This window comes from Sphingomonas sp. ASV193 (genome assembly GCF_040203355.1).
Lineage (GTDB): Bacteria > Pseudomonadota > Alphaproteobacteria > Sphingomonadales > Sphingomonadaceae > Sphingomicrobium.
In genome coordinates this window covers 219,768-242,621 of record NZ_JBEHBW010000001.1, presented here as the reverse complement: position 1 = coordinate 242,621, position 22,854 = coordinate 219,768, and the positions used below count along the sequence as shown (strand labels likewise).

Here is a 22,854-nt window from a genome sequence, read left to right as displayed (position 1 = left end):
GCGCCAGCGCCAGCCGACGAACGGCGGCCCCACGCCGACGAAGGGCTCAGCCGGCGCGCGCGGCGCGGCGCGCGTGGCGGCGTTCGCGCAGCTTGCTGCCGACCCACCAGCGCCAGCCGATCGAGGCGAACAGGTAACCGAGCAGCGCCGACACCGCGGCGAGCGTCAGGATCCCGACCGCGATCGGCTTGCTGGCATGGTGGATCCAGAACATGAACCGCGCCAGCTCGCCCGACACGTTGGTCGCGTCGTTGAGGTCGACCACCGCTTCCTGTCGAAGCTCCCATCGCCCGATGCGATAGGCGAGGTAATACATCGGCGGGATGGTCAGCGGGTTGACCACCAGCGTGAACAGCGCCGCGAACATGATGTTGGCGCGAGCCGGGATCGCGAGCAGCGCGGCGATGACCACGTGCATGAACGGGATGATGATCCCGACGCCGAGTCCGAGGGCGACCCCGCGCGGGACCGAGCGATGGTTGAGCCGCCACAGGTCGGGCCGCGACAATTGCTTGGCGAACGGGCGGAGCAGCCGATACTTGCCGATCGTCTCCTGCGTCGGGATGTGCGACTGGACCCAGCCGAACAGCGAGAAGCGCCGCCCCTCAGCCATGCTGGCGAAGCAGCCTTCCCTGCTCGCGCTTCCAGTCGCGTTCCTTGACCGCCTCGCGCTTGTCGTGCGCCTTCTTGCCCTTGGCGAGCGCGAGCTCGACCTTCGCCTTGCCCGCGCCGTTGAAATAGAGCGACAGCGGGATCAGCGTCAGCCCCTGCCGGGTGATCGCGCCGTGGAGCTTGGCGATCTCGCGCTTCCGAAGCAGCAGCCGGCGGCGGCGGCGCGGCTCGTGGTTCATCCAGCTGCCCTTGGCATATTGCGGGATGTTCGAATTGACGAGGAACACTTCCTCGTCCTCGACCATCGCGTAGCTTTCGGCGATCGACCCCTCGCCGGTGCGCAGCGACTTGACCTCGGTACCCTGCAGTTCGATCCCCGCCTCGAACTTTTCCTCGACGAAATATTCATAATAGGCGCGCCGGTTGTCGGCGACGACCTTGACCTTGTCGAACTCGCGGATCGGCAGCTTGGCCATCGGCTTAGATCAGCCCCGCGTGGGCCAGCGCTTCGTCGACCGCCTTTTTCGAGGCCGCCGACGGCTCGGTCAGCGGCAGGCGAAGCTCGGCCGACATCCCGCGCAGCCGGCCGAGCGCATATTTGGCCGGCCCCGGCGAGGCGTCGGTGAACAGCGCGACGTGGAGCGGATAGAGCCGGTCCTGGAGCGCGAGCGCCTCGTCGTGCCGCCCCTCGCGATTCGCGCGCTGGAAGTCGGCGCACAGCCGCGGCGCGACATTGGCGCTGACCGAGATGCACCCCACCCCGCCCATCGCGTTGAAGGCGAGCGCGGTCTCGTCGTTGCCGCTGAGCTGGCAGAAGTCCTCGCCGCACGCCAGCCGCTGCGCGGTGACCCGGCCGAGGTTGCCGGTGGCGTCCTTGATCCCGACCACGCCGCGCAGCCTGGCCACCTCGGCGAGCGTTTCGACGCTGATGTCGGTGACCGTCCGGCCGGGAACGTTGTAGACGACGATCGGCAGGCTCGACGCGGCGACGATCGCCTCGAAATGGGCGAGCAGCCCGGCCTGGCTGGGGCGGTTGTAATAGGGCAGCACGATCAGCCCGGCGTCGGCGCCCGCGGCTTCGGCGGCCTTCATATGCTCGATCACCGTCGCGGTGTTGTTCGACCCGCAGCCGGCGATGACCGGCACGCGGCCCGCGGCGACTTCGACGGCGATCGCGAACAGCCGGTGCTGCTCCTCGTTGGTCAGCGTCGCGACCTCGCCGGTGGTGCCGCACGGGACGATCCCGTCCGAGCCCTCGGCGATCTGCCAGTCGACGAAGGCTCGGAACGCCTCTTCGTCGACACGGCCTGCCGCAAAGGGCGTCACGAGGGCCGGAATTGAGCCAGAGAACATGCTTTGCTAATCCTTCCGACGGGGCACGTGGCAGGGGGTCAAGGCGCTCCCCCGACGCGTCCGTTTCATTCAGCGCCTGATAAGGACGGCCCGGGCATCATGTCCAGCATGGCGAGAGTAGCGTTTTGGTCGGCATGGCTGGCAGCGGCGGGCAGCGCGGTGGCGCAGACCGGGTCTTACGGGCAGCCGAGCGTCGGCGGGCAGCTCCAGCCGGTCGCCCAGCAACCTTACGGCTATGCGCCGGGCAGCTATGCCTCGACCGGCTATTCGTCGGCCCCGACCGCCTCGGTCTCCGCGGCGATCGGCCAGTGGCGCTCGCTCCGGCAAAGCGGCGGCTATTCCTTCGCCAGCTACGCCGGCTTCCTCAACGCCAACCCCGGCTGGCCCGGCGAAAGGTCGATGCGCGCCGCCGCCGAAAAGGCGATGCGGCCGGGGGAGAACGCGGCGCTGGTGCTCGCCTTTTTCGCCAAGACCCGGCCCCAGACCGGCAATGGCTGGGCGCGGCTGGCCGAGGCCTATGCCGCCAGCGGGCGCGCCGACGACGCGTGGACCGCGACTCGCTGGGCGTGGGGCAAGGCCGACCTCCCGGCCTATGACGAGGCCTCGATCCAGGGGCGGTTCGCGCAGCGGCTGACCGCCGCCGACTATGACGCGCGGGTCGATTCGCTGCTGTTCGCGAAGAAGCCGGCCGAGGCCTATCGCCTGCTGCCGTGGACCGCGCCCGACGAGCGCGCCAAGTTCCAGGCGCGGATCGCGCTCCAGGGCGGCGGCGGCGACGCCGAGGCGCAATATGCGCTGGTCCAGGCGATGGCGCCGGCCGATGCCGGGCTGCTGGTCGACCGGGCGCGCTATTTCCGCGCGCGCGGCGCCGATGCCAGCGCCGAGGCGCTGTTCGCCCAGCCGCGGCGGCTCTCGCTCCCGCCGCGCGACCTCGAACGCTTCGTCGACCTCCAGCTGTCGCTCGCGCGCGGGGCGGCGGGACGCGGAAACTGGGCCAGCGCCTATAATATCGCCCGCCAGATCGACGACCTCGTGCCGGCGGGCGACAAGCTCAGCGACCAGAGCTACGCGGTGCGCGACGACGTTACCGGGCTGGCGTGGCTAGCGGGCCAGGCCGCCTACAGCGCGCTCGGGCGGCCGATGGACGCGGTCGCGATGTTCGAGCGCTATGCGACCGCGGGCCAGTCGCTCCAGGTCGCGAGCAAGGGCCATTACTGGGCCGGGCGCGCCGCCAGCCGCGCCGGACGCTCCGACCTCGCGGTCCAATATTACGACGCCGCCGCGCGCACTCCCGAGCTGTTCTACGGCCAGCTCGCGCTCGAAAAGCTCGGTCGACCGATCCCCGCGCCGGGGACCAGCCCGTCGATCGCGGTGACCGACGCGCAGCGCCGCGCGTTCGAGGACAAGCGGCTCGTCGCGGCGCTCCGCTCGCTCCGCCAGTACGGCAGCCGGTCGGAACAGGCGCTGTTCGTCCGCGCGCTCGCCGACAACCTCGACAACGACGCCGACCGGATGCTGGCGGCGCAGATGGGGGTGGCGATCGGCCGCCCCGACCTCGCGGTGTGGACCGAGCGCGAGGCGCGCAACTCGGGCGACCGCTTCTACTATGCCGCGGCCTACCCGAGCCACCAGTTCGCCGCCTCGACCGGGCGGACCTGGTCGCTGGCGCACGGCATCACCCGGCAGGAATCGAGTTTCGACAAGGGGATCGTCAGCCACGCCGGGGCGATGGGGATGATGCAGCTGATGCCCGGCACCGCGCGTCAATATGCGGGCAAGATGGGCATGGCCTACGACGGCGGGCGGCTGACCAGCGACCCGACCTACAACGTCGCGCTCGGCACCTATTACTTCGAGCATCTGGTCGACGTATGGAACGGCAGCATCCCGCTCGCGGTCGCCGCCTACAACGCCGGGTCGGGCAACGTGTCGAAGTGGATCCGCAACAACGGCGACCCGCGCACCGGGCAGATCGACATGGTCACCTGGATCGAGCGGATCCCGTTCGACGAGACCCGCGGCTACGTCCAGCGCGTGCTCGAGAACACCGTCGTCTACGACCAGCTCAACCCGGGCGGGACCGGCGGGCGACGGTTGACCACTTATCTCGGCAGCCGTGGCTGAGCCGGGCGGCAAGCCCGCCGAACGGTTCATCACCCCGCAGGGAATGGCGAAGCTCCGCGCCGAATACGACCAGCTGTTCGGGACCGAGCGGCCCAAGCTGGTCGACACCATCGCCTGGGCGGCGGGCAACGGCGACCGCAGCGAGAATGGCGACTATATCTACGGGCGCAAGCGGCTGCGCGAGATCGACCGGCGGCTCGGCTATCTGTCGAAGGCGATGAAGGCGGCCAAGGTGGTCGATCCCGCACGGCAGGAACAGCGCGACGCGGTCCGCTTCGGCGCGACGGTCGAGCTCGCCGACGAGGAGGATGTGCGGCGCACGCTCACGCTGGTCGGAGAGGACGAGGCCGACGCCACCGCGGGCCGGGTCAGCTGGCGCGCCCCGATCGCACGCGCGCTGGTCGGGGCGAAGGTCGGCGACGAGCGGCTGGTGCGGCTGCCCGCCGGCGAGAAAAGCTACGAGGTGATCGCGATCCGCTACCCCGAGGGGTAAGGCTCAGCCGCGGCGGCGGCTGTCGAGGTCGACGACTTCGGCCGAGTGGACGTCGGCGGGCGGATCGGCCGGGATCGACTTGGCCATCGCCGCGGCGACCGCGCCGAGCGCGGCGGTCTGCGCGCTGCGCGGGTCGGCAGCGTCGATCATCGTCCACGGCGCCCAGCGGGTGTCGGTGGCATCGAGCAGCTCGGCGGCGATCGGGCCCATCTCCGCGCGCGCGCCGATCCGCGCGACCTGCTCGGCGGTGAACAGGTGGCGCGCCCACGGGTCCTCGGCGCGCTCGCGGATCCGCTCGGCCTGCACCTCGGGCGAGACGTGGAAGAACAGCTTGACCAGCGCGGTGCCATGCTCGCGCTGCTGGTTCTCGAACTCGTTGATCTCGTCGATCGCCCGGTGCCAGCCGCGGTCGCCGAGCGCCCCGGCGCGGCGCGCGGTCGCGGCGCGGCTGTACCAGCTGCGAAAGAAGATGGTCGTCTCGCCTCCCGCCGGAAGCGCCTCCCAGAAGGGCGCGAACCAGTGGCGCTCGTCGTCGCGCTCGGTCACGTCGCGCATCGCCAGCACCTTCGTATGGCATGGGTCGAGCGCGGCGACGAGCCGCGACAGCGCGGCCGTCTTGCCCGCGCCGACCCAGCCTTCGAGGACGACGAGGGTCCGCTTGTGGTGGACGACCTGCGCGGTGCTTAGCGACGCGATCCGGCCCTGCACCGCGTCGAGCGCTGCAGCAAAGTCCCCGGAGAACGGCGCCCCCCGTTCGTGCGGCGCGAAATCGATCGGCACGCGCCGGTGGATAATCGGATGTTAACCGATCCGCAATTGACCAAGCGTCCGAAGAGTCCCGTTCTGGATCGTTTCAGGCCGCCCCCGCCACCGCTGGGCGCGCGTCGGCGTCGGGCGTGTCCAGTGAGGGTCGGGGCCTCAGGCGGGCTTGGGCGCGCCGTCGCCGACGATTCGGATCGACAGTTCCTTGAGCTGCTTCGGCGTCACCTCGGCCGGGGCGTTCATCAGCAGGTCCTCGGCCTTCTGGTTCATCGGGAAGACGATCACCTCGCGGATGTTGGGCTCGTCGGCCAGCAGCATGACGATCCGGTCGATGCCCGGCGCCGACCCGCCGTGCGGCGGCGCGCCATATTTGAACGCGCCGATCATGCCGGGAAAGTTGGTATCGACCTCGTCCTTCGAATAGCCGGCGATTTCGAACGCCTTGTACATGATGTCGGGACGATGGTTGCGGATCGCGCCCGAGCTCAGTTCGACCCCGTTGCAGACGATGTCGTACTGCCATGCGAGGATGTCGAGCGGGTCCTTCCGCTCGAGCGCCTCCATCCCCCCCTGCGGCATCGAGAAGGGGTTGTGGCTGAAGTCGATCTTCTTGTTGTCCTCGTCATATTCGAACATCGGGAAGTCGACGATCCAGCAGAATTTGAACGCGCCTTCCTCGATCAGCCCGAGCTGCTCGCCGACGCGGGTGCGCGCGAGCCCGGCGAGCTTGGCCGCCTGCGCCTCGGGGCCGGCGGCGAAGAAGATTCCGTCGTCGGGACCGGTGCCGAGCTGCCCGGCGAGCCAGTCCATCCCCTCGGTGCCGTGGTTCTTGGCGATCGGGCCGCCCCACTCGCCGCCCTTGCGGGTGGCGTAGCCGAGCCCGGCGAACCCTTCGCCGCGCGCCCAGTCGTTCATTTCGTCGAAGAATTTCCGGCTCTTCTCGGCGGTGTTCGGCGCGGGAACCGCGCGCACGACATGGCCTTTCTCGACCATTCCCGCGAACAGGCCGAAGCCCGAGCCCTTGAAATGCTCGCCGACGTCGTGGACGACCAGCGGGTTCCTGAGGTCGGGCTTGTCGCTGCCGTACTTCAGCATCGCCTCGCGATAGGGAATGCGCGGATAGGCGCCCTCGGTCACGCTGCGACCGTTGGCGAATTCCTTGAACACACCCGACAGCACCGGCTCGATCGCCGCGAACACGTCGTCCTGGGTGACGAAGCTCATCTCGAAATCGAGCTGGTAGAATTCACCCGGCGAGCGGTCGGCGCGCGCGTCCTCGTCGCGGAAGCAGGGGGCAATCTGGAAATAGCGGTCGAAGCCCGCCACCATCAGCAGCTGCTTGAACATCTGCGGGGCCTGCGGGAGCGCGTAGAACTTGCCCGGGTGGACCCGGCTGGGGACGAGATAGTCGCGCGCGCCTTCGGGGCTCGACGCGGTCAGGATCGGGGTCTGGAACTCGGTGAAGCCCTGGTCGATCATCCGCCGCCGGATCGAGGCGATCACCTTCGAGCGGAGCAGGATGTTGGCGTGAAGCCGCTCGCGGCGAAGGTCGAGGTAGCGGTACTTGAGCCGGATTTCCTCAGGGTAGTCCTGCTCGCCCGCGACCGGCATCGGCAGCTCGTCGGCCTTCGACTGGATCTCGACCGAGCGGGCGAACAGCTCGATATCGCCGGTCGGCAGCTTGGCGTTGGTGGTGCCCGGCGCGCGCGCCTTCACCTCGCCGTCGATCGTGACCACGCTCTCGACGCGCAGCCCCTCGAGCACCGCGAGCGCCGGGCTGTCGCTGTCGCACACCACCTGGGTCAGCCCGTAATGGTCGCGCAAATCGACGAACAGCACCCCGCCATGGTCGCGCTTGCGATGGATCCAGCCCGACAGGCGGACGGTCTGGCCGACGTCGGCGGCGCGAAGCTGGTCGCAGGTGTGGGAGCGGTAGGCGTGCATGGTCATACTCGTCGAAAAGGGGTCGCTGCGGTGCGGAAAAAAGCGCGGCGTCGCTTCACCGAACCACTCTTGCTTTGTCAAGGCGGACGCGCCCCGCTAAGGCCCGCGGGACATGAAGATTCACAAGCTGATCACCAAGTCCGACGACCTCGCCGCCCTCGTCTCCCGCCTTGCCCAGGCCGATTTCGTCGCGGTCGACACCGAGTTCATGCGGGAAAACACCTATTGGCCCGAGCTGTGCCTGCTCCAGATCGCGTCGACCGAGGAGGCCGCGGCGATCGACCCCAAGGCCGAGGGGCTCGACATGGGCCCGCTGCTCGCGCTGCTGGTCGACAATCACGACGTGCTCAAGGTCTTCCACGCCGGCGGGCAGGACCTCGAGATCATCCATAACCTGACCGGCAAGGTGCCGGTGCCGCTGTTCGATACCCAGATCGCGGCGATGGCGCTCGGGTTCGGCGAGCAGATCGGCTATTCGAACCTCGTCGAATCAATGCTCGGGCACAGCCTCGACAAGGGCGCGCGTTTCACCGACTGGTCGCGCCGTCCGCTCGACAAGCGCCAGCTCGATTATGCGATCGCCGACGTCACCCATTTGTCGGTGATCTTCCCCAAGCTCGTCCAGCGGCTCAAGAAGACCGGGCGCGGGGCGTGGCTTAACGAGGAGATGGAGCGGCTGGCCGACCCTTCGAGCTTCGCGTTCGAGCCCGAGGACGCGTGGAAGCGGCTCAAGCTGCCCAGCCGCAACCCGGCGGTGCTCGGGCGGCTGCGCGCGATCGCGGCGTGGCGCGAGACCGAGGCGCGCGGCAAGAACCTGCCGCGCGGCCGGATCATCAAGGACGACACGCTGGGCGAGCTCGCCAGCCACCCGCCAAAGACGCAGGACGACCTCGGCAAGGTGCGCGGCCTGTCGAGCGGGTGGCGGACCAACGACATCGGCGCGCGGCTGATGGCGGCAGTCGCGGGCGCCAAGCCGCTCGACCCCGACGAGCTGCCCAACCGCGACGCCAAGCGGCCCGGGCTGACCAAGGACGCCGCGCTGGTCAGCGACCTGCTCAAGCTGCTGCTGAAGATCCGCGCCAAGGACGTCGGGGTCGCGGCCAAGCTGATCTCGCGGTCGGACGATCTCGAGGCGCTCGCCGCCGGGGTTCGCGGCGACCTGCCGATCCTGAGCGGCTGGCGGTTCGAACAGTTCGGGCGCGACGCGCTCGACCTCGTCGAGGGCCGATTGGGCTTCGCCACCGAAAACGGCAAGCTCAAGATGAGCCGACTGGAAACCGGACCCGTTCAGGAACCCGACACGCCGGCGAGCGCTTGATCCTTCCGACCCTTGGAAGGAGCCGATCGATGCGCCCGCTTTCCCTGCTTCCCCTCGCCGCGCTCGCCGCCTGCGCCGCCGCGCCCGCGCAGAGCCCGACGGTCGGAGTGATCCCCGGCTACAAGTGCGATGCCGCCGCCGGCCAGTCGTACGTCGGCCAGACCGCGACCGCCGACAATGCCGCCGCGCTGATGGCGGCGACTCACAGCGCCTCGCTGCGCTGGGCGCCGCCGGGGGTGATGCTCAGCATGATCTTCATCGAGAGCCGGGTGACCGTGCGGCTCGATCACGCCAACAAGATCCTCGCGGTCAACTGCGGCTAGGCGAACACCACCTCGGCCTCGCGGCCGAGCGCCTTCGCCAGCTGCGCCAGCCGCCGCTCGACCGCCTCGGCATAGAGCGCCGAATCGCGCTGGCGCATGGTCAATTTGACCTTCCGATTGGTGAGCGCGACGCTGGTCCGCCGAAGCGTTCCCTCGGTCCCCGCCGACAGCCGCTGCGCGAGCCGGATCGCGCGTCCCCACGCCTGCGCCCGCGCGTCCTCGCCGTCGCGCAGCAGCGCGAGCACCCGCGGATCGAAGCTGCTGTCGTCGCCGAACGCCGCCCATAAGGCGCGGCCGAGCAGCGCCCGGCCATGCGCGTCGATCGCCACCCAGTTGCCGTGAAGCGCGAGGTCGACCGCGCGTTCGGCTCGGAAATCGGGATGCGCGTTCCAGCCGATGTCGCCGAGCAGGCAGGCGGTGAGGCGGATCCGCTTGGCCTCCATCTCCTCGTTGGGAAACAGCGGGTCGATCCATTCGTCGAGCAGCGCGCCATGATCGCCGAACCGCCCGAGCCGCTCGCCGACCTCGAGCGCGGCGGCGAGCAACGGGTCTTCGGCACGCTGCGTTCCCGGCAGGTCGCGGTAGAGCAGCCCCTCGCGAAGCCCGAACGCCGACACCACCACCCGCTTCGGCTCGAGCGTGTCGCGCATCGCGCCGAGGATCTTGAGCGCTCCCGGCAGGGTCGCGATGCGCGAGCCCGACAGCCCGCTCTTCTGGGCCATGAGGTCGGTGTCGCCCGTCGCCACCAGCGCCGAAAGAACCTTGATCCTATCTGGCGTCAGCCGGTGCTGGTGGACGATCGGCAACGGGTGCGCCTGGTCCCGGAGGTCGAGCTGGGCGAGCGCGCGGAACGAGCCGCCGACGAGGTAGAGCGACTGTCCCGCCGCCGCCTCGGCCAGCCGGGTGCCCTTGATACCCTTGCGGATCGCGGCGACGAGGTCGGCCCTGTCGAGCCGGGCGATGCGCAGCACGCCGAGCGGGAGCGACACCCCCGCCCCCGCCTCGCCGCGCGCCAGCCCGGTGATCTCGAGCGAGCCGCCGCCGAGATCGGCCGCGAGCCCCGCCGCGCGCGGGATCGCCGAGATGACCCCGAGCCCCGAATATTCGGCCTCTTCCTCGCCGCTCAGCAGCCGCGGCTTGAGCCCGAGCTCGCGCGCGCGGCGCAGGAAGTCCTCGCCATTGTCGGCATCGCGCACCGCGGCGGTGGCGACGGTATGGACCCGCTTCAGCCCCATGTCGCGCGCGAGCTGGCGAAAGCGCGCCAGCGCCGAGATCGCGCGCGCGGCGGCTTCCTCGTCGATCCGGTTGTCGATCGCCAGCGAGCGGCCGAGCGAGGCGACCACCTTTTCGTTGAAGATGGTCGAGGGCACCCGCGCGGTCCCGGCATAGGCGACGAAGCGCACCGAGTTCGAGCCGATGTCGATGATCCCGACCGGACCGAAGCGCGATTCGCCCGCCATCTCAGGCGCCGCCGCGCTGGGTCAGGCGAAGCTTGGGCACCGCCTTGCCCGCCAGCGAATGGCCGCGGCCCGACAGCGACGGGTTGGTGATGAAATATTGGTGGAGGTTGAAGTGGCGCTTGCCCGGCACCGACCGGACATAGCTGCCGTCGCTTTCGAGCGACCAGCTCTGCTCGTTGTCGATCAGGTTGGCGATCATCACCTGGTCGAGCACCTGCGCGTGGACCGTCGGGTTTTCGAGCGGCAGCAGATATTCGACCCGCCGGTCGAAATTGCGCGGCATCCAGTCGGCCGAGGAGATGTAAACCCGCGCGGCGCGGTTGGGCAGCCGATGGCCGTTGGCGAACACGAAGATCCGGCTATGTTCGAGGAAGCGGCCGACGATCGACTTGACCCGGATGTTCGACGACAGGCCGGCGATCCCCGGCCTCAGGCAGCAGACCCCGCGGACGATGAGGTCGATCGACACCCCCGCCTCGCTCGCCTCGTAGAGCTTGGCGATCACCAGCCGGTCGGTCAGCGAGTTCATCTTCGCCCACACCGCCGCCGGCCGCCCCTCGCGCGCCGAAGCGATTTCGGCGTCGATCAGCGACAGCATCCGCTCGCGCAGCCCGCGCGGGCTGAGCGTCAGCAACTCGAGCCCCTTGGGCTGGACGTAGCCGGTGGTGAGGTTGAACAGCTTGGCCGCGTCGCGCGCCGCGCGGCGCGAGGCGGTGAAGAAGCTGAGGTCGGTGTAAATTCGCGCGGTCACCGGGTGATAGTTTCCCGTACCGAAGTGGCAGTAGGTGCGCAGCGCCCCGCCCTCGCGGCGAATGACCATCGACACCTTGGCGTGGGTCTTCCAGTCGACGAAGCCGTAGATCACCTGCACCCCGGCGCGCTCGAGCCGCCCGGCCCACAGCAGATTCTGCTCCTCGTCGAAGCGCGCCTTGATCTCGACCACCGCGGTGACCGTCTTGCCCGCCTCGGCCGCCGCAACCAGCGCATCGACGATCGCCGACTGCTTGCCCGCGCGGTAGAGCGTCTGCTTGATCGCCACCACGTCGGGATCGGCTGCCGCCTGCCGCAGGAAGCCCACCACCGCCTCGAAGCTTTCGTAGGGGTGATGAATGATGAAGTCCTTCGCCCGGATCGCGGCGAAGATGTCGCCGTCATGCTCGGCGATCCGCTCGGGCAGGCGCGGGGTGAACGGGGTGAACTTGAGGTCGGGCCGGTCGACCTCGACCAGCATCGACAGGTCGGCGATCCCGATCAGCCCGCTGCTCTCGTTGACTAGCGCGTCCTTCGCCGACAGGCCGGTGCGCACCATCTCCTCGAGCTCGGGCGGGGTGTCGGCGGAAAATTCGAGCCGGATCACCCGCCCGCGGCGCCGCCGCTGGATCGCCGAGCGGAAGTAGCGGATCAGGTCCTCGGCCTCGTCGTCGAGCTCGATGTCGCTGTCGCGAAGGATCCGGAACGCGCCGCTGCCGCGCGCCTCGAACCCGGGAAACAGCTGGTCGATGTGCGCGCGGATCGCTTGCTCGATGGCGATGAAGCGATGCCCCTCCCCGCCTTTCAGCTCCACGAAGCGCGGAAGCGTCGAGGGGATCATCAGCAGCTCGGTCACCGGCTCCTTGCGCCGCCCGCGCTTCAGCAGGAAGACCAGGCTGAACGCCTTGTTAGGGATGAACGGGAACGGGTGGGTCGGGTCGATCGCCTGCGGCGTGAGCACCGGCAGGATCTGTTCGCGAAAATGGCCGCGCAGCCACTCGGCCTCGTCCTTGCCGAGCGCATCGGGGGCGACGACCTCGATGTCGTTCTCGGCCAGCGCCTCACGGAGCACCAGCCACTCGGCCTGCTGCGCGACGACCAGCGCGTCGGCCTCGGCGGCGATCGGCCCGAGCTGCTGGCTGGCGGTCAGCCCGTCAATCGACAGCTCCTCGACCCCGCGCAGCTGCTGGCCCTTGAGCCCGGCGACGCGGGTCATGAAGAATTCGTCGAGATTGTCGCCGCTGATCGACAGGAAGCGCAGCCGTTCGAGCAGCGGGTGCGCGGGGTTGGCGGCTTCCTCGAGCACGCGGGTGTTGAAGGCGAGCCAGCTCAGCTCGCGGTTGAACGCCTTGTCGGCGCCCAGCGGCGGCGCCTCGGTCACGCCGCCCCGCGCAGGTCGATCAGCCCGCCCTCGCCGAGCGCGCGGCGCACCGTCGGCAGCGTCAGTCGCGCCCGTTCGGCGATGGCGAAGCGGTCGATTGCCTCGACCACCCGCTCGGCGTTGAAATAGCTGCGCTCGACCCGCTCGGCGACGAAGCGCAGCGCCTCGTCGGGGATGTGCAGCCCGCGATCGGCGAACAGAAGCCGGATCACGCTTCGGAACAGCGCGTCGTCGGGCTGCTCGATCCGAGCCACCGGGGTCACCGCCAGCCGGGTGCGAAGGTCGGGCAGCGCCGGGGTCCACGCCGGGGGCACCTCGTCGACCACCATGACCAGCGGGCGGCCGCTGTCCTGCGCCGAATTCCACGCGTGAAACAGCGCCTCCTCGTCGTGCCGGTCGGCCTGTTCGACCAGCCGCCCCCCGACCCGCTCGCAGAAAGCGCGCGCCAGCAGAGAGCGTCCCGAACGGCGCGGCCCGGTCAGCAGGCTCGCCTTGACCGGCCACAGGCTCCAGTTGCGGAAATGATCGAACGCGGCGCGGTTGGCGTCGGACAGGATGAAGCGGCTGTCGTCCTGGGCCTGGGGCCAGTCGAGCGGAAGCGCGATCTGGTCCTTGCCCGCGGTCATGGCGAGGGGGTCGCGGGCTGGCCGGCGGGCGGGGTCGGCGCGCCGGGCTGGGGGCGCGGCGCGGCGCGGGCGACCGAGCGCGACGCCTCGATCGCGCCGCCGAGGTAGGTCGCGCGATAGCCGAGCGCGATCAGCGCGTCGCGAATCGCCTCGGGCGCCGCCGTCGCGCTGATCGTCAGCGTGCTCGTCCCGCCAAGCGCGACGCTGTTCTCGCTGACGCCGGTAACCCCGGCGATCCCGCGGATCTGCGCCACCGCCGCCTCGAGCGTCGCCGCGTCCTGGGTCAGCAGCAGCATCCGGATCGACTGGGCCTTGGGCGTGTCGGCGACCTCGGGCGTATCGTCGACCGGGGGCGGCGGCGCCTGGATCACCAGCGACGAATCGCCCTTCACGATCCCCGCCGCGAGCGCCTGGGCGAACAGCTGGTCCATCCGCTCGACGCCCTCGTTCATCATCCGCGGCAGGTCGGCGCTGTCCTTGGCGGTCAGCGTGAAGCTGCCGAGGGGGCGGCGGTCGGGGCCGAAGCTGCCGATGAAAACCGCGCGCGCAGGGCCGCCCGGATAGAGGCGATGGAGCTGCACCTCGGCGATCAGCACGTTCGCGCCGCCGTAGAGGTCCATCACGTTGCGCCACCATCCGCGCCCCGGGCGGCGGGTGATCGCGGCGTTGACCAGCAGCGGGTCGACCCCGTTGCCCGACACGCGGATGTAGTCGATCGGGCTTTGCGAGGTGCGGAACTGCGCCCAGGCGCGCTGCCACAGGTTGCGGGTCTCGACCGAGGTGTCGGTTCCGCCGCTAGTGACGATCGGGATCAGCAGCATCGGCGCCGATCGCTGCGCCTGCCCCGGCGCGCCGAGGATCTGCCCAGCCTTGGCGCGGTCGAACAGGATGCCGAGGTCGGCGATATAGCGATTCGGCCCGATCTGCTCGTTCTGGACGATGACCGAGCTGACGATGTCGTCGAGATCGGTGTCGCTGAGATTGGGTGCGGCCGATTCGGGCTGGTTGTTCATCTTGGCCCACAGCTTGCGGAAGCCCATCCGCTGCGCGAGCTTCCACCCGTTGTAGCGCGCCTCGGTCGCGTCCTTGCCGCCGACGTCGACGTGGAGCCCGCCGACCTCGAGCGTCTGCGAGCTGTCGATCGGCATGATGCCGCGGTCGCCGCCTTCCATCTGCGCATAGAGGTAGGCGCCGCCGCCGAGGGCAGCGAACAGCGGGATCGCGAACAGGGCGGCGCGGCGGCGGGACAGCATTGCCAACGGCTTTTGGCGACAACGGCGTGGAAATCCAAGCAGGATATAGCTACTCGGCGCTCACATGAGCGACGATACGAGCAATACGCCCCTCACCTACGCCGATGCGGGCGTGTCGATCGACGCGGGCAACGCGCTGGTCCGGGCGATCGCCCCGCTCGCCAAGGCGACCGCGCGGCCGGGCGCGAACGCCGAGCTGGGCGGGTTCGGGGGCTTCTTCGACCTCAAGGCCGCGGGCTATGACGATCCGCTGCTGGTCGCCGCGAACGACGGCGTCGGGACCAAGCTCAAGCTGGCGATCGACAGCGGCCGTCACGACGGGGTCGGCATCGACCTCGTCGCGATGTGCGTCAACGACCTCGTCGTGCAGGGCGCCGAGCCTTTGTTCTTCCTCGACTATTATGCGACCGGAAAGCTCGACCAGGCGGTCGCCACCCGCGTCGTCGCCGGGATCGCCGAGGGGTGCCGGATCGCGGGCTGCGCGCTGATCGGGGGCGAGACCGCCGAGATGCCGGGAATGTATGAGGGCGGCGACTACGACCTCGCCGGTTTCTGCGTCGGGGCGGTCGACCGCGCCAGGGCACTTACCGGGTCGAAGGTCGCGCCGGGCGACCTGCTGCTCGGGCTGGCGAGCTCGGGGGTCCATTCGAACGGCTTCTCGCTGGTGCGCCGGCTTATCGCGCGCAACGACTGGACGCTCGAGCAACCGTGGGAGGGCGGGACGCTCGGCGAGGCGCTGCTCGAGCCGACGCGGATTTACGTGAAATCGCTGCTCCCGCTGGTCCGCGAGGGGCGGATCGCCGCGCTTGCGCACATCACCGGCGGCGGACTGCTCGAGAATATCCCGCGCGTCCTGCCCGACGGCTGCCACGCCGTGGTCGACGCCGCGGCGTGGCCGCTGCCGCCGCTGTTCGCCTTCCTCCAGGCCGGCGGATCGATCGAACCGGGCGAAATGGCGCGCACCTTCAACACCGGGATCGGCATGGTCGCCGTGGTCCGCGCGGGCGACGCCGACGCGGTCACCGCCGCGCTCGAGGCGGCGGGCGAGACCGTTTACCGCATCGGCCGGATCGAGGTGGGCGAGAAGGGCTGCACCGTCGCCGGTCCGGCGGGAAGCTGGGGCGCGGCCGACGTCTGGTCCGCCAGCCACCATGGATAGGGCGCGCGTCGCGGTCCTCATTTCGGGCCGCGGGTCGAACATGGCCGCGCTGCTCTACGCCGCCAAGGCCGACGACTGCCCGTTCGCGATCTGCGCGGTGCTGTCGGACAAGCCCCAGGCGGCGGGGCTCGCGCTCGCCGCGGCCGAGGGCGTGCCGACCGCCGCGATCGACGCCAAGGCGCTGAAGGCTGGACTCTGGCCCGCCCTCGAGGCCGCGATCGCCGAGGCGAACCCCGACTATATCGCGCTGGCGGGCTTCATGCGGATCATCCCCGCCGGCTTCGTCGAGCGCTGGGCCGGGCGGCTGGTCAACATCCACCCCTCGCTGCTGCCCAAATACAAGGGGCTGCACACCCACCAGTCGGCAATCGACGCAGGCGACGACGTGACGGGCGCGACCGTCCACCTCGTCACGCCCGAGGTCGATTCGGGCGCGATCCTCGGGCAGGTCGAAGTCGCGATCCTGCCCGGCGACGACGCCGAGGCGCTCGACGCGCGCGTGCTGATCGCCGAACACCAGCTCTATCCGCGCGTACTTGCCGAATTCGTCCGGCGGGCGGAGCGTAAACAATGACCGATTCGCCGCGATCGCGCCGCCTGCGCTGGCTGACCTTCGCCGAGATCGTCGCGGTCGCCGGGCTGGTCATTTCCGCGCTCGCTTTGTGGAAAAGCTGGGGCGACGAGCCGGCACGCACCACCACCGTGGTCGAACAGCGCGGCGCGATCCCGCTCGCGCTTCGCGGGTCGGTCGCCGACGAGGGGCGGACGCTGACGATCTCGCCGGTCGAGGCAAGCCATTCGCTCGATTCGCTGACGCTGACCGCCGCCGGCAAGCCGCCGATCCAGGTCGGCAGCGACGGCAAGGTTGCTGCCTCCTCGCTCGAAGCGCTGGTCGGCGAGCCGAAGGGCGACGTGCGCAGCGGGCGGCTGTCGTTCACCATCGCCGCGCGCTATGTCGAAGCGGGCAAAGACCGCACCGGCGGCGGGCGATATCATGTCGGCTGGCAATGGGTGAAGGGCGGGCTGTTCGGCGGTCACTCGCTGCGCGTGACCGGGTTTGGAAGAGGATAAGGCCATGACCGATCACCGCGTCGTCACGATCGTCCCCGCCGCCGACCTCGACGCGAGCGAGGCGTTCTACCGCCGCCTCGGCTTCGCGCTCGAAAGCGACTGGGGCCATTACCGGATCCTCGCCGACGGGCGCGGCTGGCATCTCCACCTTCGTCACCAGCCCGGCTGGCCCGCCCGGGTCGAGGACAACCCGCTCGGCCTCTACCTCTATGTCGACGATGTCGATGCCGTCGCCGACCGTGTGCGCGAACTGATCATCGAGCCCAACACGCCCGCCGCGAAGCCTTGGGGTTGCTACGAGTTCGCGGTCAGCGATCCGAATGGAGTGCTCGTGCGGATCGGACGGATCATCAACGAATAAGGCCGTCGGGTCGCCCCGACGGCCTTAATTCTGCCTGAGGTTACAGCGCCTTAGCCAACGATCTCGTCGTCGTTGAAGAAGTGGCGGATCTCGATCGCCGCATTCTCGTCGCTGTCGCTGCCGTGGACGCTGTTCTCGCCGATCGAGAGCGCATGGGTCTTGCGGATCGTGCCCTCGGCGGCGTCGGCCGGGTTGGTCGCTCCCATCACGTCGCGATTGCGCGTCACGGCGTCCTCGCCTTCGAGCACCTGGACCACCACCGGTTCGCTGATCATGAAGTCGACCAGCTCACCGAAGAAGGGACGCTCCTTGTGCACCGCGTAGAAGCCCTCGGCCTGCTCGCGGCTCATGTGGATGCGCTTCGAGGCGACAACGCGCAGGCCGGCGTCCTCGAGCATCTTGGTGACCGCGCCGGTGAGGTTGCGGCGGGTGGCGTCGGGCTTGATGATCGAAAAGGTGCGGGTGACCGCCATGAAACGTCTCCAAATGTGAATTGACGGGAGGGGATTTGGCGGGCTCTCTAGGCAAGGGCGGGTTGGCGATCAAGCGGGGGGCGTCGATGGAAGACGGGGGCGAAGCACGGGCCGCGGCGCGGAAGCGCCGCAACGCCCTCGCGCGGATCGTCCGCAGCCGCGACTTCACCCGCGACCTCGTTGTCACTACGCTGGGCGTGCTGATCGCGCTTGGCATCGGCGCGCTGGTCGACGAGATTCGCTGGCGGATGCGGCAGGCCGCGTCGGAACGGATGATGGACGAGGAACTGGCGTGGGTGCGCGGCGCCTTTGCCTACCACCTGCTGTCCTACCCATGCGTCGCCAACCGATCGGAGGCGCTGTTCGAACTCATTGATGACGCGCGGAAGACGAAGAAGCTTCCCGACATTCGCGGCATCGGCTCCACCCGCGACTTCGGCACCTACGGCGACAGCTGGAACTTCGCCCAGTCGAGCGATGTCATGCTGCACATGACGCCAAAGGTGGCGATGGACTATTCCTCGATCTGGGTCGATGTGCGCTACTGGGCCGACCACAGTTCCCGGGCGCGCCTATCGTGGCAGGCCGTGAACGAGTTGGGCGATCGCCCCGGCCCCGTGTCCGACGACTTGCTAGACGACGCCACGCGCGATCTGATCGCCGCGGTTCGGGCGTCGGAAACGGTCGTGGGAATGGGGCTGAAAAACGACGAGAAGTTCGCGAAGCGGGGCATCAAACGACTTTCCCCCGATGGCGACCCGTTCGACCTCAAGAAGCTGCGCGCTGACGTCAGCGAGCAATATATCTGCAAGCCGCTGATGGTCGACGGCAAGCCGTACAAGCTACGCGAGTCGACTGCCAAGCCACTGCCGCTGCCGAAGGATCTGCAGGGCTAGCCCTTCTCCACCCAGCGCCCGTCCTCGTGCGCCCAGTAGTGTCGCTCGGCGTCGCGGCCCGACAGCAGCTTCCACGCCAGCCGCGCCTCGGCCACCCCGTCGGCATCGAACAGGAAAAAGGCACGGTCGTAGCTCAGCGCCGATTCGCGCCACTCGCCGTCGGCGATCAGCAGGTTGCGGGCGCCGTTGGGCGCGTCGCTTCCGCCGGTGATCAACACCGGCTGGCGCGAGTCGTCGGCGCCGCCAGCCACCCCGTGCGGGACGAAGCTCGCCGCGCCCTGGTCCCACAGCTGGCGGTCGAGCCGCGCGCGCTCGCCCTCGTCGGCATGAACCACCACCAGCCGCTGGCCCTCGCCGAGCAGCCGCCCGGCGATTGACGCGATCACCGCGTCGGCGCTCGCGGCGCCGCCGAACTGGTAGAAATCGACCCTCACCCGGCCACCGGGTCGCGGCTCGCGCCCTTGCCCGCGCGGCGGCAACGCTCGGAGCAGTAGCGGACCTGGTCCCAGTCGCGCTCCCACTTCTTGCGCCACGCGAACGGCAGCCCGCACGCGGCGCAAATCTTGGACGGAAGGTCCGCCTTGCGTCGCATCCGGGCCATCGCGCCTCAGCCCTCGGCGACGTCCTCGACGAACCGGTCGAGGAGGCGCACGCCATAGCCGGTCGCGCCCTTCGCCCAGGTCGGGCAATCCTTGTCCGACCAGGCCATGCCGGCGATGTCGAGATGCGCCCATTTCACGCCGTCGCCGACGAAGCGCTTGATGAACTGGGCGGCGGTGATCGACCCGCCCTCGCGCGGGCCGACGTTCTTCATGTCGGCGATCGGCGAATCGATCAGCCGGTCGTAGGCATCGCCGAGCGGCTGGCGCCACAGCTTGTCGCCGGTCGCGTCGCCCGCGCCGATCAGCTGCAGCGCGAGGTCGTCGTCGTTCGAGAAAATGCCGGCATATTCGTGGCCGAGCGCGATCACCATCGCCCCGGTGAGGGTGGCGAGGTCGACGATCACCCTCGGCTTATATTCGCGCTGGACCCAGGTGATCGCGTCGGCGAGCACCAGCCGCCCCTCGGCGTCGGTATTGATCACCTCGACCGTCTGGCCGTCCATCGTCGTCACCACGTCGCCCGGGCGCTGGGCATTGCCGTCGGGCATATTCTCCACCAGCCCGCAGATGCCGACGACATTGGCCTTCGCCTTGCGTCCGGCGATTGCCTTCATCGCGCCCGCGACCGCGCCCGCGCCGCCCATGTCCCACTTCATCGATTCCATGCCCGCGGCGGGCTTGATCGAGATCCCGCCGGTGTCGAAGGTGACGCCCTTGCCGACCAGCGCGATCGGCGGCGTGCCGTCGGCCCCGCCGTTCCATTCGAGCACCAGCAGCTGCGGCTCGCGCACCGAGCCCTGCGCGACGCCGAGCAGCGCGCCCATGCCGAGCGCGGTCATTTCCGCCTGCCCGAGCACGCGGACCTTGAGACCGGTGCCTTCGACGCTTTCGCGCACCCGCTTGGCGAAGCTTTCCGGGTAGATGATGTTGGGCGGCTCGGCCACCAGCTCGCGGGTCAATTCGACCCCGGCGACGAGCGGCGCGTAGCGTTCCTCGTAAAGCTTGGCGGCCCCGGCGGGCGCGCCGACGATGGTCACGGTCGCCAGGCTGGGCTTCTGCTTGTCCTTGAGCTTGGTGCGATAGCGGTCGTGCCGCCACGCGCGCAGCGCCGCGGCGAGCGCGACCCGCGCCGAATCCTCGGCGTCGAACCCGCTGTCCGACAGCTCGATCGCCGCCTCGCTTTCGCCCGAGGTCAGCAGCTTGGCGACGACCGCGCCGCCCAGCTTCTCCGCCGCCTCGCCGGTCGCCTTGTCGCCGATGCCGATCGCCAGCACCCGCTTGCCCGCCGGGTAAAGGTCGGCGGTCGCCCCGCTCTCGCCCTCGAAGCGCTGGGCACGGAGCGCAGCCGCCGCGTCGGCGCCAAGATCGGCGATCGCGCCGCTGGCCGCGCCGCCGCGAACCGGGATGACCCGCACGCCACGGTCGGGGAGACTGTCGGAAAAACGAATCTGCATGGAGGACCTCGAAAAATTGTCGGCCTGTCCCTTAGGACCCCGCGCGAAAAACACAAAGCCTAGGCGGTTGCCGAGGCCCGGTCCCGGTGCGATAGGCAGGGCTCTATCGGTGACGACGAGCGGCGGGACGGGCGTGGGGAATTGGGGTCGATGCTGGACGGCGCTGCCGCTGCTGCTGGCGAGCCCCGCGTTCGCGCAGGCCGCTTCAGACCGATTGCCCGCTTCCCAATCGGCCGCCCCCACCTCCCCCGCTACCGTCGCCGACCCGCAGCGCGACATCGACTTCGCCGCCGACCAGGTCGCCTATGACGACAAGACCGAGGTCGTCACCGCGACCGGGCAGGTGCGGATGGCGAGCGACGGCAACTATCTCGCCGCCGACAAGGTCGACTGGGATCGGCGCACCGGGCTGGTGACCGCCGACGGCAATGTCGTGATCGTCACGCCCGAGGGCAACAAGCTGGTCAGCGACCATGTCGTGCTGACCGATTCGCTGCGCGACGGGACGATCGACAACCTCTTGCTGGTGCTCGACACCGGCGGACGCATCGCCGCGCGCGAGGGGCGCCGCGCGGCGGGCAAGATGACGCTGACCGACGCGGTCTACACCGGCTGCCCGATGGTCAGCGAGACGGGCTGCCCCCGCAACCCGAGCTGGTCGATCACCGCCGCCAAGGTGATCCGCGACGAGGCCACCGGCCGGCTGCGCTTCGAAGGCTCGCGCTTCCACATCTTCGGCCTGTCGCTGCCGGTGCTCCCGGTCTTCGCGATCGCGGGCAACCGCGACCGCGGCGTCAGCGGGCTGCTGACCCCCGACCTTCGCTATTCGCACGCCAAGGGGCTCGAGATCGCCCTGCCCTATTATTTCCGGTTCGGCCCCAACCGCGACCTGACGCTGACCCCGCGGCTGTTCACCGACACCTATCCCGCGATCGAGGCCCGCTATCGCGAGCTCAATTCGCTCGGCGCGTTCCAGGTCGGCGGCTTCGCCACCTATTCGACCATTTCCGACCTCGACACGAGCGGCAATGTCATTTCCACCCGCAAGGGCTTTCGCGGCTACGGCGAGTTTAACGGCCGCTACCAGCTCGATCCCGACTGGAGCGTCACCGCCTCGCTCCGCGGCGCCACCGACAAGACGCTGACGACGCTCTACGACCTCACCAACGACGACCGGCTGCGAAGCACGGTCAACCTCGAACGGATCACCCCGAACAGCTACATCTCGCTCGCCGGCTGGTATTTCCAGGGGCTCCGGGTCGACGACGTCCAGAGCCAGGTGCCGATCGCGCTGCCGATGTTCGACGCGCGCTTCCGGCTCCCCGGCCCGGCGCTCGGTGGGATCATCCAGCTGCAGGCGAACACGCTCGCGATCACCCGCACCGGGGGGCAGGACACGCAGCGCGCCTTCGCGGGCTTCCAGTGGGACGTGCGGCGGCTCCTGCCGTGGGGCCAGCAGCTGACGCTGACCGCCTATGGCCGCGCCGACGTCTATCACACCGACGATTCGGCGGCGACGAGCGTGCCGATCTACGCCGGCACCGACGGCTGGCACTCGCGGCTGATCGGGGCGCTGGCGGCGGACCTGCAATGGCCGTTCATCGGCGAGGCGCTTGGCGGCATCCAGCGGATCACCCCGCGGATCCAGATCGTCGCCTCCCCGCCGACCCCCAACCTCGCCATCCCCAACGAGGACGCGCGCGCGGTCGACCTCGAGGATTCGAACCTGTTCGCCCTCAACCGCTTCCCCGGCTACGACCGGTGGGAAGACGGGGCGCGGGTGACCTACGGGGTCGAATGGAACCTCGACCGGCCCAACTGGTCGGCCGACGCGGTGATCGGCCAGAGCTACCGGCTGAACAACGCCGCCTCGCTGTTTCCCGACGGCACCGGGCTGACCGACCGGCTGAGCGACGTCGTTGGCCGGTTCCGCGTGCGCTACGGCTCGCTGATCGACATCACCAACCGCTTCCGGCTCGACAAGGACAACCTCGCCATTCGCCGCAGCGAGATCGACCTCACCGTGGGCGGCTCGCAAACTTACGTCCAGGCCGGCTACCTGCTGCTCAACCGCAAGATCGATCCGAGCATCGAGGACCTGCGCGACAAGCAGGAGCTTCGGCTCGCGGGGCGGCTGCACGTCGCGCGCTACTGGTCGATCTTCGGGGCGACGGTGATCGACCTCACCACGCGCGCCGAGGACCCGCTCAGCCTCGCCAACGGATTCCAGGCGGTTCGCAACCGGCTCGGCATCGAGTATGAGGACGACTGTCTCGATATTGGCCTGTCGTGGAAGCAGGACTATGAGACGGTCGGCGCGCTCCGCAAGGGGAGCACCTTCTCGCTTCGCTTCTCGCTGAAGAACTTCGGTCGCTAAGCTGCGGTTCAGCGACGGCGTGTAGAGCGAAAGTCGCATTTCCGGGTGGATTTTCAAGGATT

Annotated in this window: 23 protein-coding genes; 10 read left to right on the top strand and 13 right to left on the bottom strand. The window is 69.5% G+C overall.

Annotated elements, in window-relative coordinates; translation table 11 throughout:
- Positions 1 to 46: 46 nt before the first annotated feature.
- From ABDK56_RS01325 to dapA, 3 genes are read right to left on the bottom strand one after another with little or no spacing between them, the layout of a single operon-like run.
- Complete coding sequence (locus ABDK56_RS01325; RefSeq protein ID WP_349806269.1) at positions 47 to 613, bottom strand: DUF2062 domain-containing protein; 567 nt, start codon at positions 611 to 613, stop codon at positions 47 to 49.
- Complete coding sequence (gene smpB / locus ABDK56_RS01320; protein WP_349806268.1) at positions 606 to 1,088, bottom strand: SsrA-binding protein SmpB; 483 nt, start codon at positions 1,086 to 1,088, stop codon at positions 606 to 608. Before smpB ends, ABDK56_RS01325 begins: the two co-directional genes overlap by 8 nt.
- A gap of 4 nt (positions 1,089 to 1,092) precedes the next feature.
- On the bottom strand, positions 1,093 to 1,965 hold the full coding sequence (gene dapA / locus ABDK56_RS01315) for a 4-hydroxy-tetrahydrodipicolinate synthase (RefSeq protein WP_349806267.1): 873 nt from the start codon (positions 1,963 to 1,965) through the stop codon (positions 1,093 to 1,095).
- A 108-nt stretch (positions 1,966 to 2,073) separates the two neighbouring features.
- Between dapA and ABDK56_RS01310 the strand changes: the two genes are divergently transcribed.
- Complete coding sequence (locus ABDK56_RS01310) at positions 2,074 to 4,089, top strand: lytic transglycosylase domain-containing protein (RefSeq protein WP_349806266.1); 2,016 nt, start codon at positions 2,074 to 2,076, stop codon at positions 4,087 to 4,089.
- The gene (greB, locus tag ABDK56_RS01305) at positions 4,082 to 4,582 is read left to right on the top strand and encodes a transcription elongation factor GreB (RefSeq protein ID WP_349806265.1); all 501 of its coding nucleotides are present in this window, start codon (positions 4,082 to 4,084) and stop codon (positions 4,580 to 4,582) included. Before ABDK56_RS01310 ends, greB begins: the two co-directional genes overlap by 8 nt.
- A gap of 3 nt (positions 4,583 to 4,585) precedes the next feature.
- On the opposite strand, the gene ABDK56_RS01300 is transcribed toward greB, so the two are convergent.
- On the bottom strand, positions 4,586 to 5,362 hold the full coding sequence (locus tag ABDK56_RS01300) for a polyphosphate kinase 2 family protein (protein ID WP_349806264.1): 777 nt from the start codon (positions 5,360 to 5,362) through the stop codon (positions 4,586 to 4,588).
- A 138-nt stretch (positions 5,363 to 5,500) separates the two neighbouring features.
- Positions 5,501 to 7,288, bottom strand: a complete 1,788-nt coding sequence (gene aspS, locus ABDK56_RS01295) for an aspartate--tRNA ligase (protein WP_349806263.1) — start codon at positions 7,286 to 7,288, stop codon at positions 5,501 to 5,503.
- A 112-nt stretch (positions 7,289 to 7,400) separates the two neighbouring features.
- Between aspS and rnd the strand changes: the two genes are divergently transcribed.
- Together rnd and ABDK56_RS01285 are read left to right on the top strand one after the other, a co-directional pair.
- Positions 7,401 to 8,606 carry a ribonuclease D gene (gene rnd, locus ABDK56_RS01290; protein WP_349806262.1) on the top strand — a complete coding sequence of 402 codons (1,206 nt, stop codon included), beginning with the start codon at positions 7,401 to 7,403 and terminating at the stop codon, positions 8,604 to 8,606.
- A gap of 29 nt (positions 8,607 to 8,635) precedes the next feature.
- Positions 8,636 to 8,929, top strand: a complete 294-nt coding sequence (locus ABDK56_RS01285; protein ID WP_349806261.1) for an I78 family peptidase inhibitor — start codon at positions 8,636 to 8,638, stop codon at positions 8,927 to 8,929.
- On the opposite strand, the gene ABDK56_RS01280 is transcribed toward ABDK56_RS01285, so the two are convergent.
- From ABDK56_RS01280 to ABDK56_RS01265, 4 genes are read right to left on the bottom strand one after another with little or no spacing between them, the layout of a single operon-like run.
- On the bottom strand, positions 8,926 to 10,389 hold the full coding sequence (locus tag ABDK56_RS01280) for a Ppx/GppA phosphatase family protein (protein ID WP_349806260.1): 1,464 nt from the start codon (positions 10,387 to 10,389) through the stop codon (positions 8,926 to 8,928). The genes ABDK56_RS01285 and ABDK56_RS01280 overlap by 4 nt on opposite strands.
- A 1-nt stretch (position 10,390) precedes the next feature.
- Positions 10,391 to 12,520 carry an RNA degradosome polyphosphate kinase gene (locus ABDK56_RS01275; RefSeq protein WP_349806259.1) on the bottom strand — a complete coding sequence of 710 codons (2,130 nt, stop codon included), beginning with the start codon at positions 12,518 to 12,520 and terminating at the stop codon, positions 10,391 to 10,393.
- Positions 12,517 to 13,146: an HdaA/DnaA family protein gene (locus ABDK56_RS01270; RefSeq protein ID WP_349806258.1), complete on the bottom strand. Its 630-nt coding sequence runs from the start codon at positions 13,144 to 13,146 to the stop codon at positions 12,517 to 12,519. The genes ABDK56_RS01275 and ABDK56_RS01270 overlap by 4 nt, the downstream gene beginning before the upstream one ends.
- Positions 13,143 to 14,399, bottom strand: coding sequence for a heavy-metal-associated domain-containing protein (locus ABDK56_RS01265; protein ID WP_349806257.1), 1,257 nt, complete (start codon positions 14,397 to 14,399; stop codon positions 13,143 to 13,145). Before ABDK56_RS01265 ends, ABDK56_RS01270 begins: the two co-directional genes overlap by 4 nt.
- A gap of 64 nt (positions 14,400 to 14,463) precedes the next feature.
- Here ABDK56_RS01265 and purM point away from each other — a divergent pair, with 64 nt between their 5' ends.
- Genes purM through ABDK56_RS01245 form a run of 4 tightly spaced genes read left to right on the top strand, consistent with a single transcriptional unit; the run spans position 14,464 to position 16,990 of the window.
- The gene (gene purM, locus ABDK56_RS01260; RefSeq protein WP_349806256.1) at positions 14,464 to 15,558 is read left to right on the top strand and encodes a phosphoribosylformylglycinamidine cyclo-ligase; all 1,095 of its coding nucleotides are present in this window, start codon (positions 14,464 to 14,466) and stop codon (positions 15,556 to 15,558) included.
- Complete coding sequence (gene purN / locus ABDK56_RS01255; RefSeq protein WP_349806255.1) at positions 15,551 to 16,132, top strand: phosphoribosylglycinamide formyltransferase; 582 nt, start codon at positions 15,551 to 15,553, stop codon at positions 16,130 to 16,132. Before purM ends, purN begins: the two co-directional genes overlap by 8 nt.
- Positions 16,129 to 16,629 carry a hypothetical protein gene (locus ABDK56_RS01250; RefSeq protein ID WP_349806254.1) on the top strand — a complete coding sequence of 167 codons (501 nt, stop codon included), beginning with the start codon at positions 16,129 to 16,131 and terminating at the stop codon, positions 16,627 to 16,629. Before purN ends, ABDK56_RS01250 begins: the two co-directional genes overlap by 4 nt.
- Positions 16,630 to 16,633: 4 nt before the next feature.
- Positions 16,634 to 16,990 carry a VOC family protein gene (locus ABDK56_RS01245; protein WP_349806253.1) on the top strand — a complete coding sequence of 119 codons (357 nt, stop codon included), beginning with the start codon at positions 16,634 to 16,636 and terminating at the stop codon, positions 16,988 to 16,990.
- Positions 16,991 to 17,040: 50 nt separating this feature from the next.
- On the opposite strand, the gene ndk is transcribed toward ABDK56_RS01245, so the two are convergent.
- The gene (ndk, locus tag ABDK56_RS01240) at positions 17,041 to 17,463 is read right to left on the bottom strand and encodes a nucleoside-diphosphate kinase (RefSeq protein ID WP_349806252.1); all 423 of its coding nucleotides are present in this window, start codon (positions 17,461 to 17,463) and stop codon (positions 17,041 to 17,043) included.
- Positions 17,464 to 17,525: 62 nt separating this feature from the next.
- Between ndk and ABDK56_RS01235 the strand changes: the two genes are divergently transcribed.
- Entirely contained in the window at positions 17,526 to 18,359 is an 834-nt protein-coding gene (locus ABDK56_RS01235) for a hypothetical protein (protein ID WP_349806251.1), read from the top strand.
- Here ABDK56_RS01235 and ABDK56_RS01230 read toward each other — a convergent pair.
- The 3 genes from ABDK56_RS01230 to ABDK56_RS01220 are packed head-to-tail and all read right to left on the bottom strand — an operon-like array spanning position 18,356 to position 20,415.
- Positions 18,356 to 18,793, bottom strand: coding sequence for a DNA polymerase III subunit chi (locus ABDK56_RS01230; protein WP_349806250.1), 438 nt, complete (start codon positions 18,791 to 18,793; stop codon positions 18,356 to 18,358). The genes ABDK56_RS01235 and ABDK56_RS01230 overlap by 4 nt on opposite strands.
- Entirely contained in the window at positions 18,790 to 18,960 is a 171-nt protein-coding gene (locus ABDK56_RS01225; protein WP_349806249.1) for a DUF2256 domain-containing protein, read from the bottom strand. Before ABDK56_RS01225 ends, ABDK56_RS01230 begins: the two co-directional genes overlap by 4 nt.
- Positions 18,961 to 18,966: 6 nt before the next feature.
- On the bottom strand, positions 18,967 to 20,415 hold the full coding sequence (locus tag ABDK56_RS01220; protein WP_349806248.1) for a leucyl aminopeptidase: 1,449 nt from the start codon (positions 20,413 to 20,415) through the stop codon (positions 18,967 to 18,969).
- 109 nt (positions 20,416 to 20,524) lie between these two features.
- On the opposite strand from ABDK56_RS01220, the gene ABDK56_RS01215 reads away from it, so the two are divergent.
- Positions 20,525 to 22,792, top strand: a complete 2,268-nt coding sequence (locus tag ABDK56_RS01215; RefSeq protein ID WP_349806247.1) for an LPS-assembly protein LptD — start codon at positions 20,525 to 20,527, stop codon at positions 22,790 to 22,792.
- Positions 22,793 to 22,854: the final 62 nt, after the last annotated feature.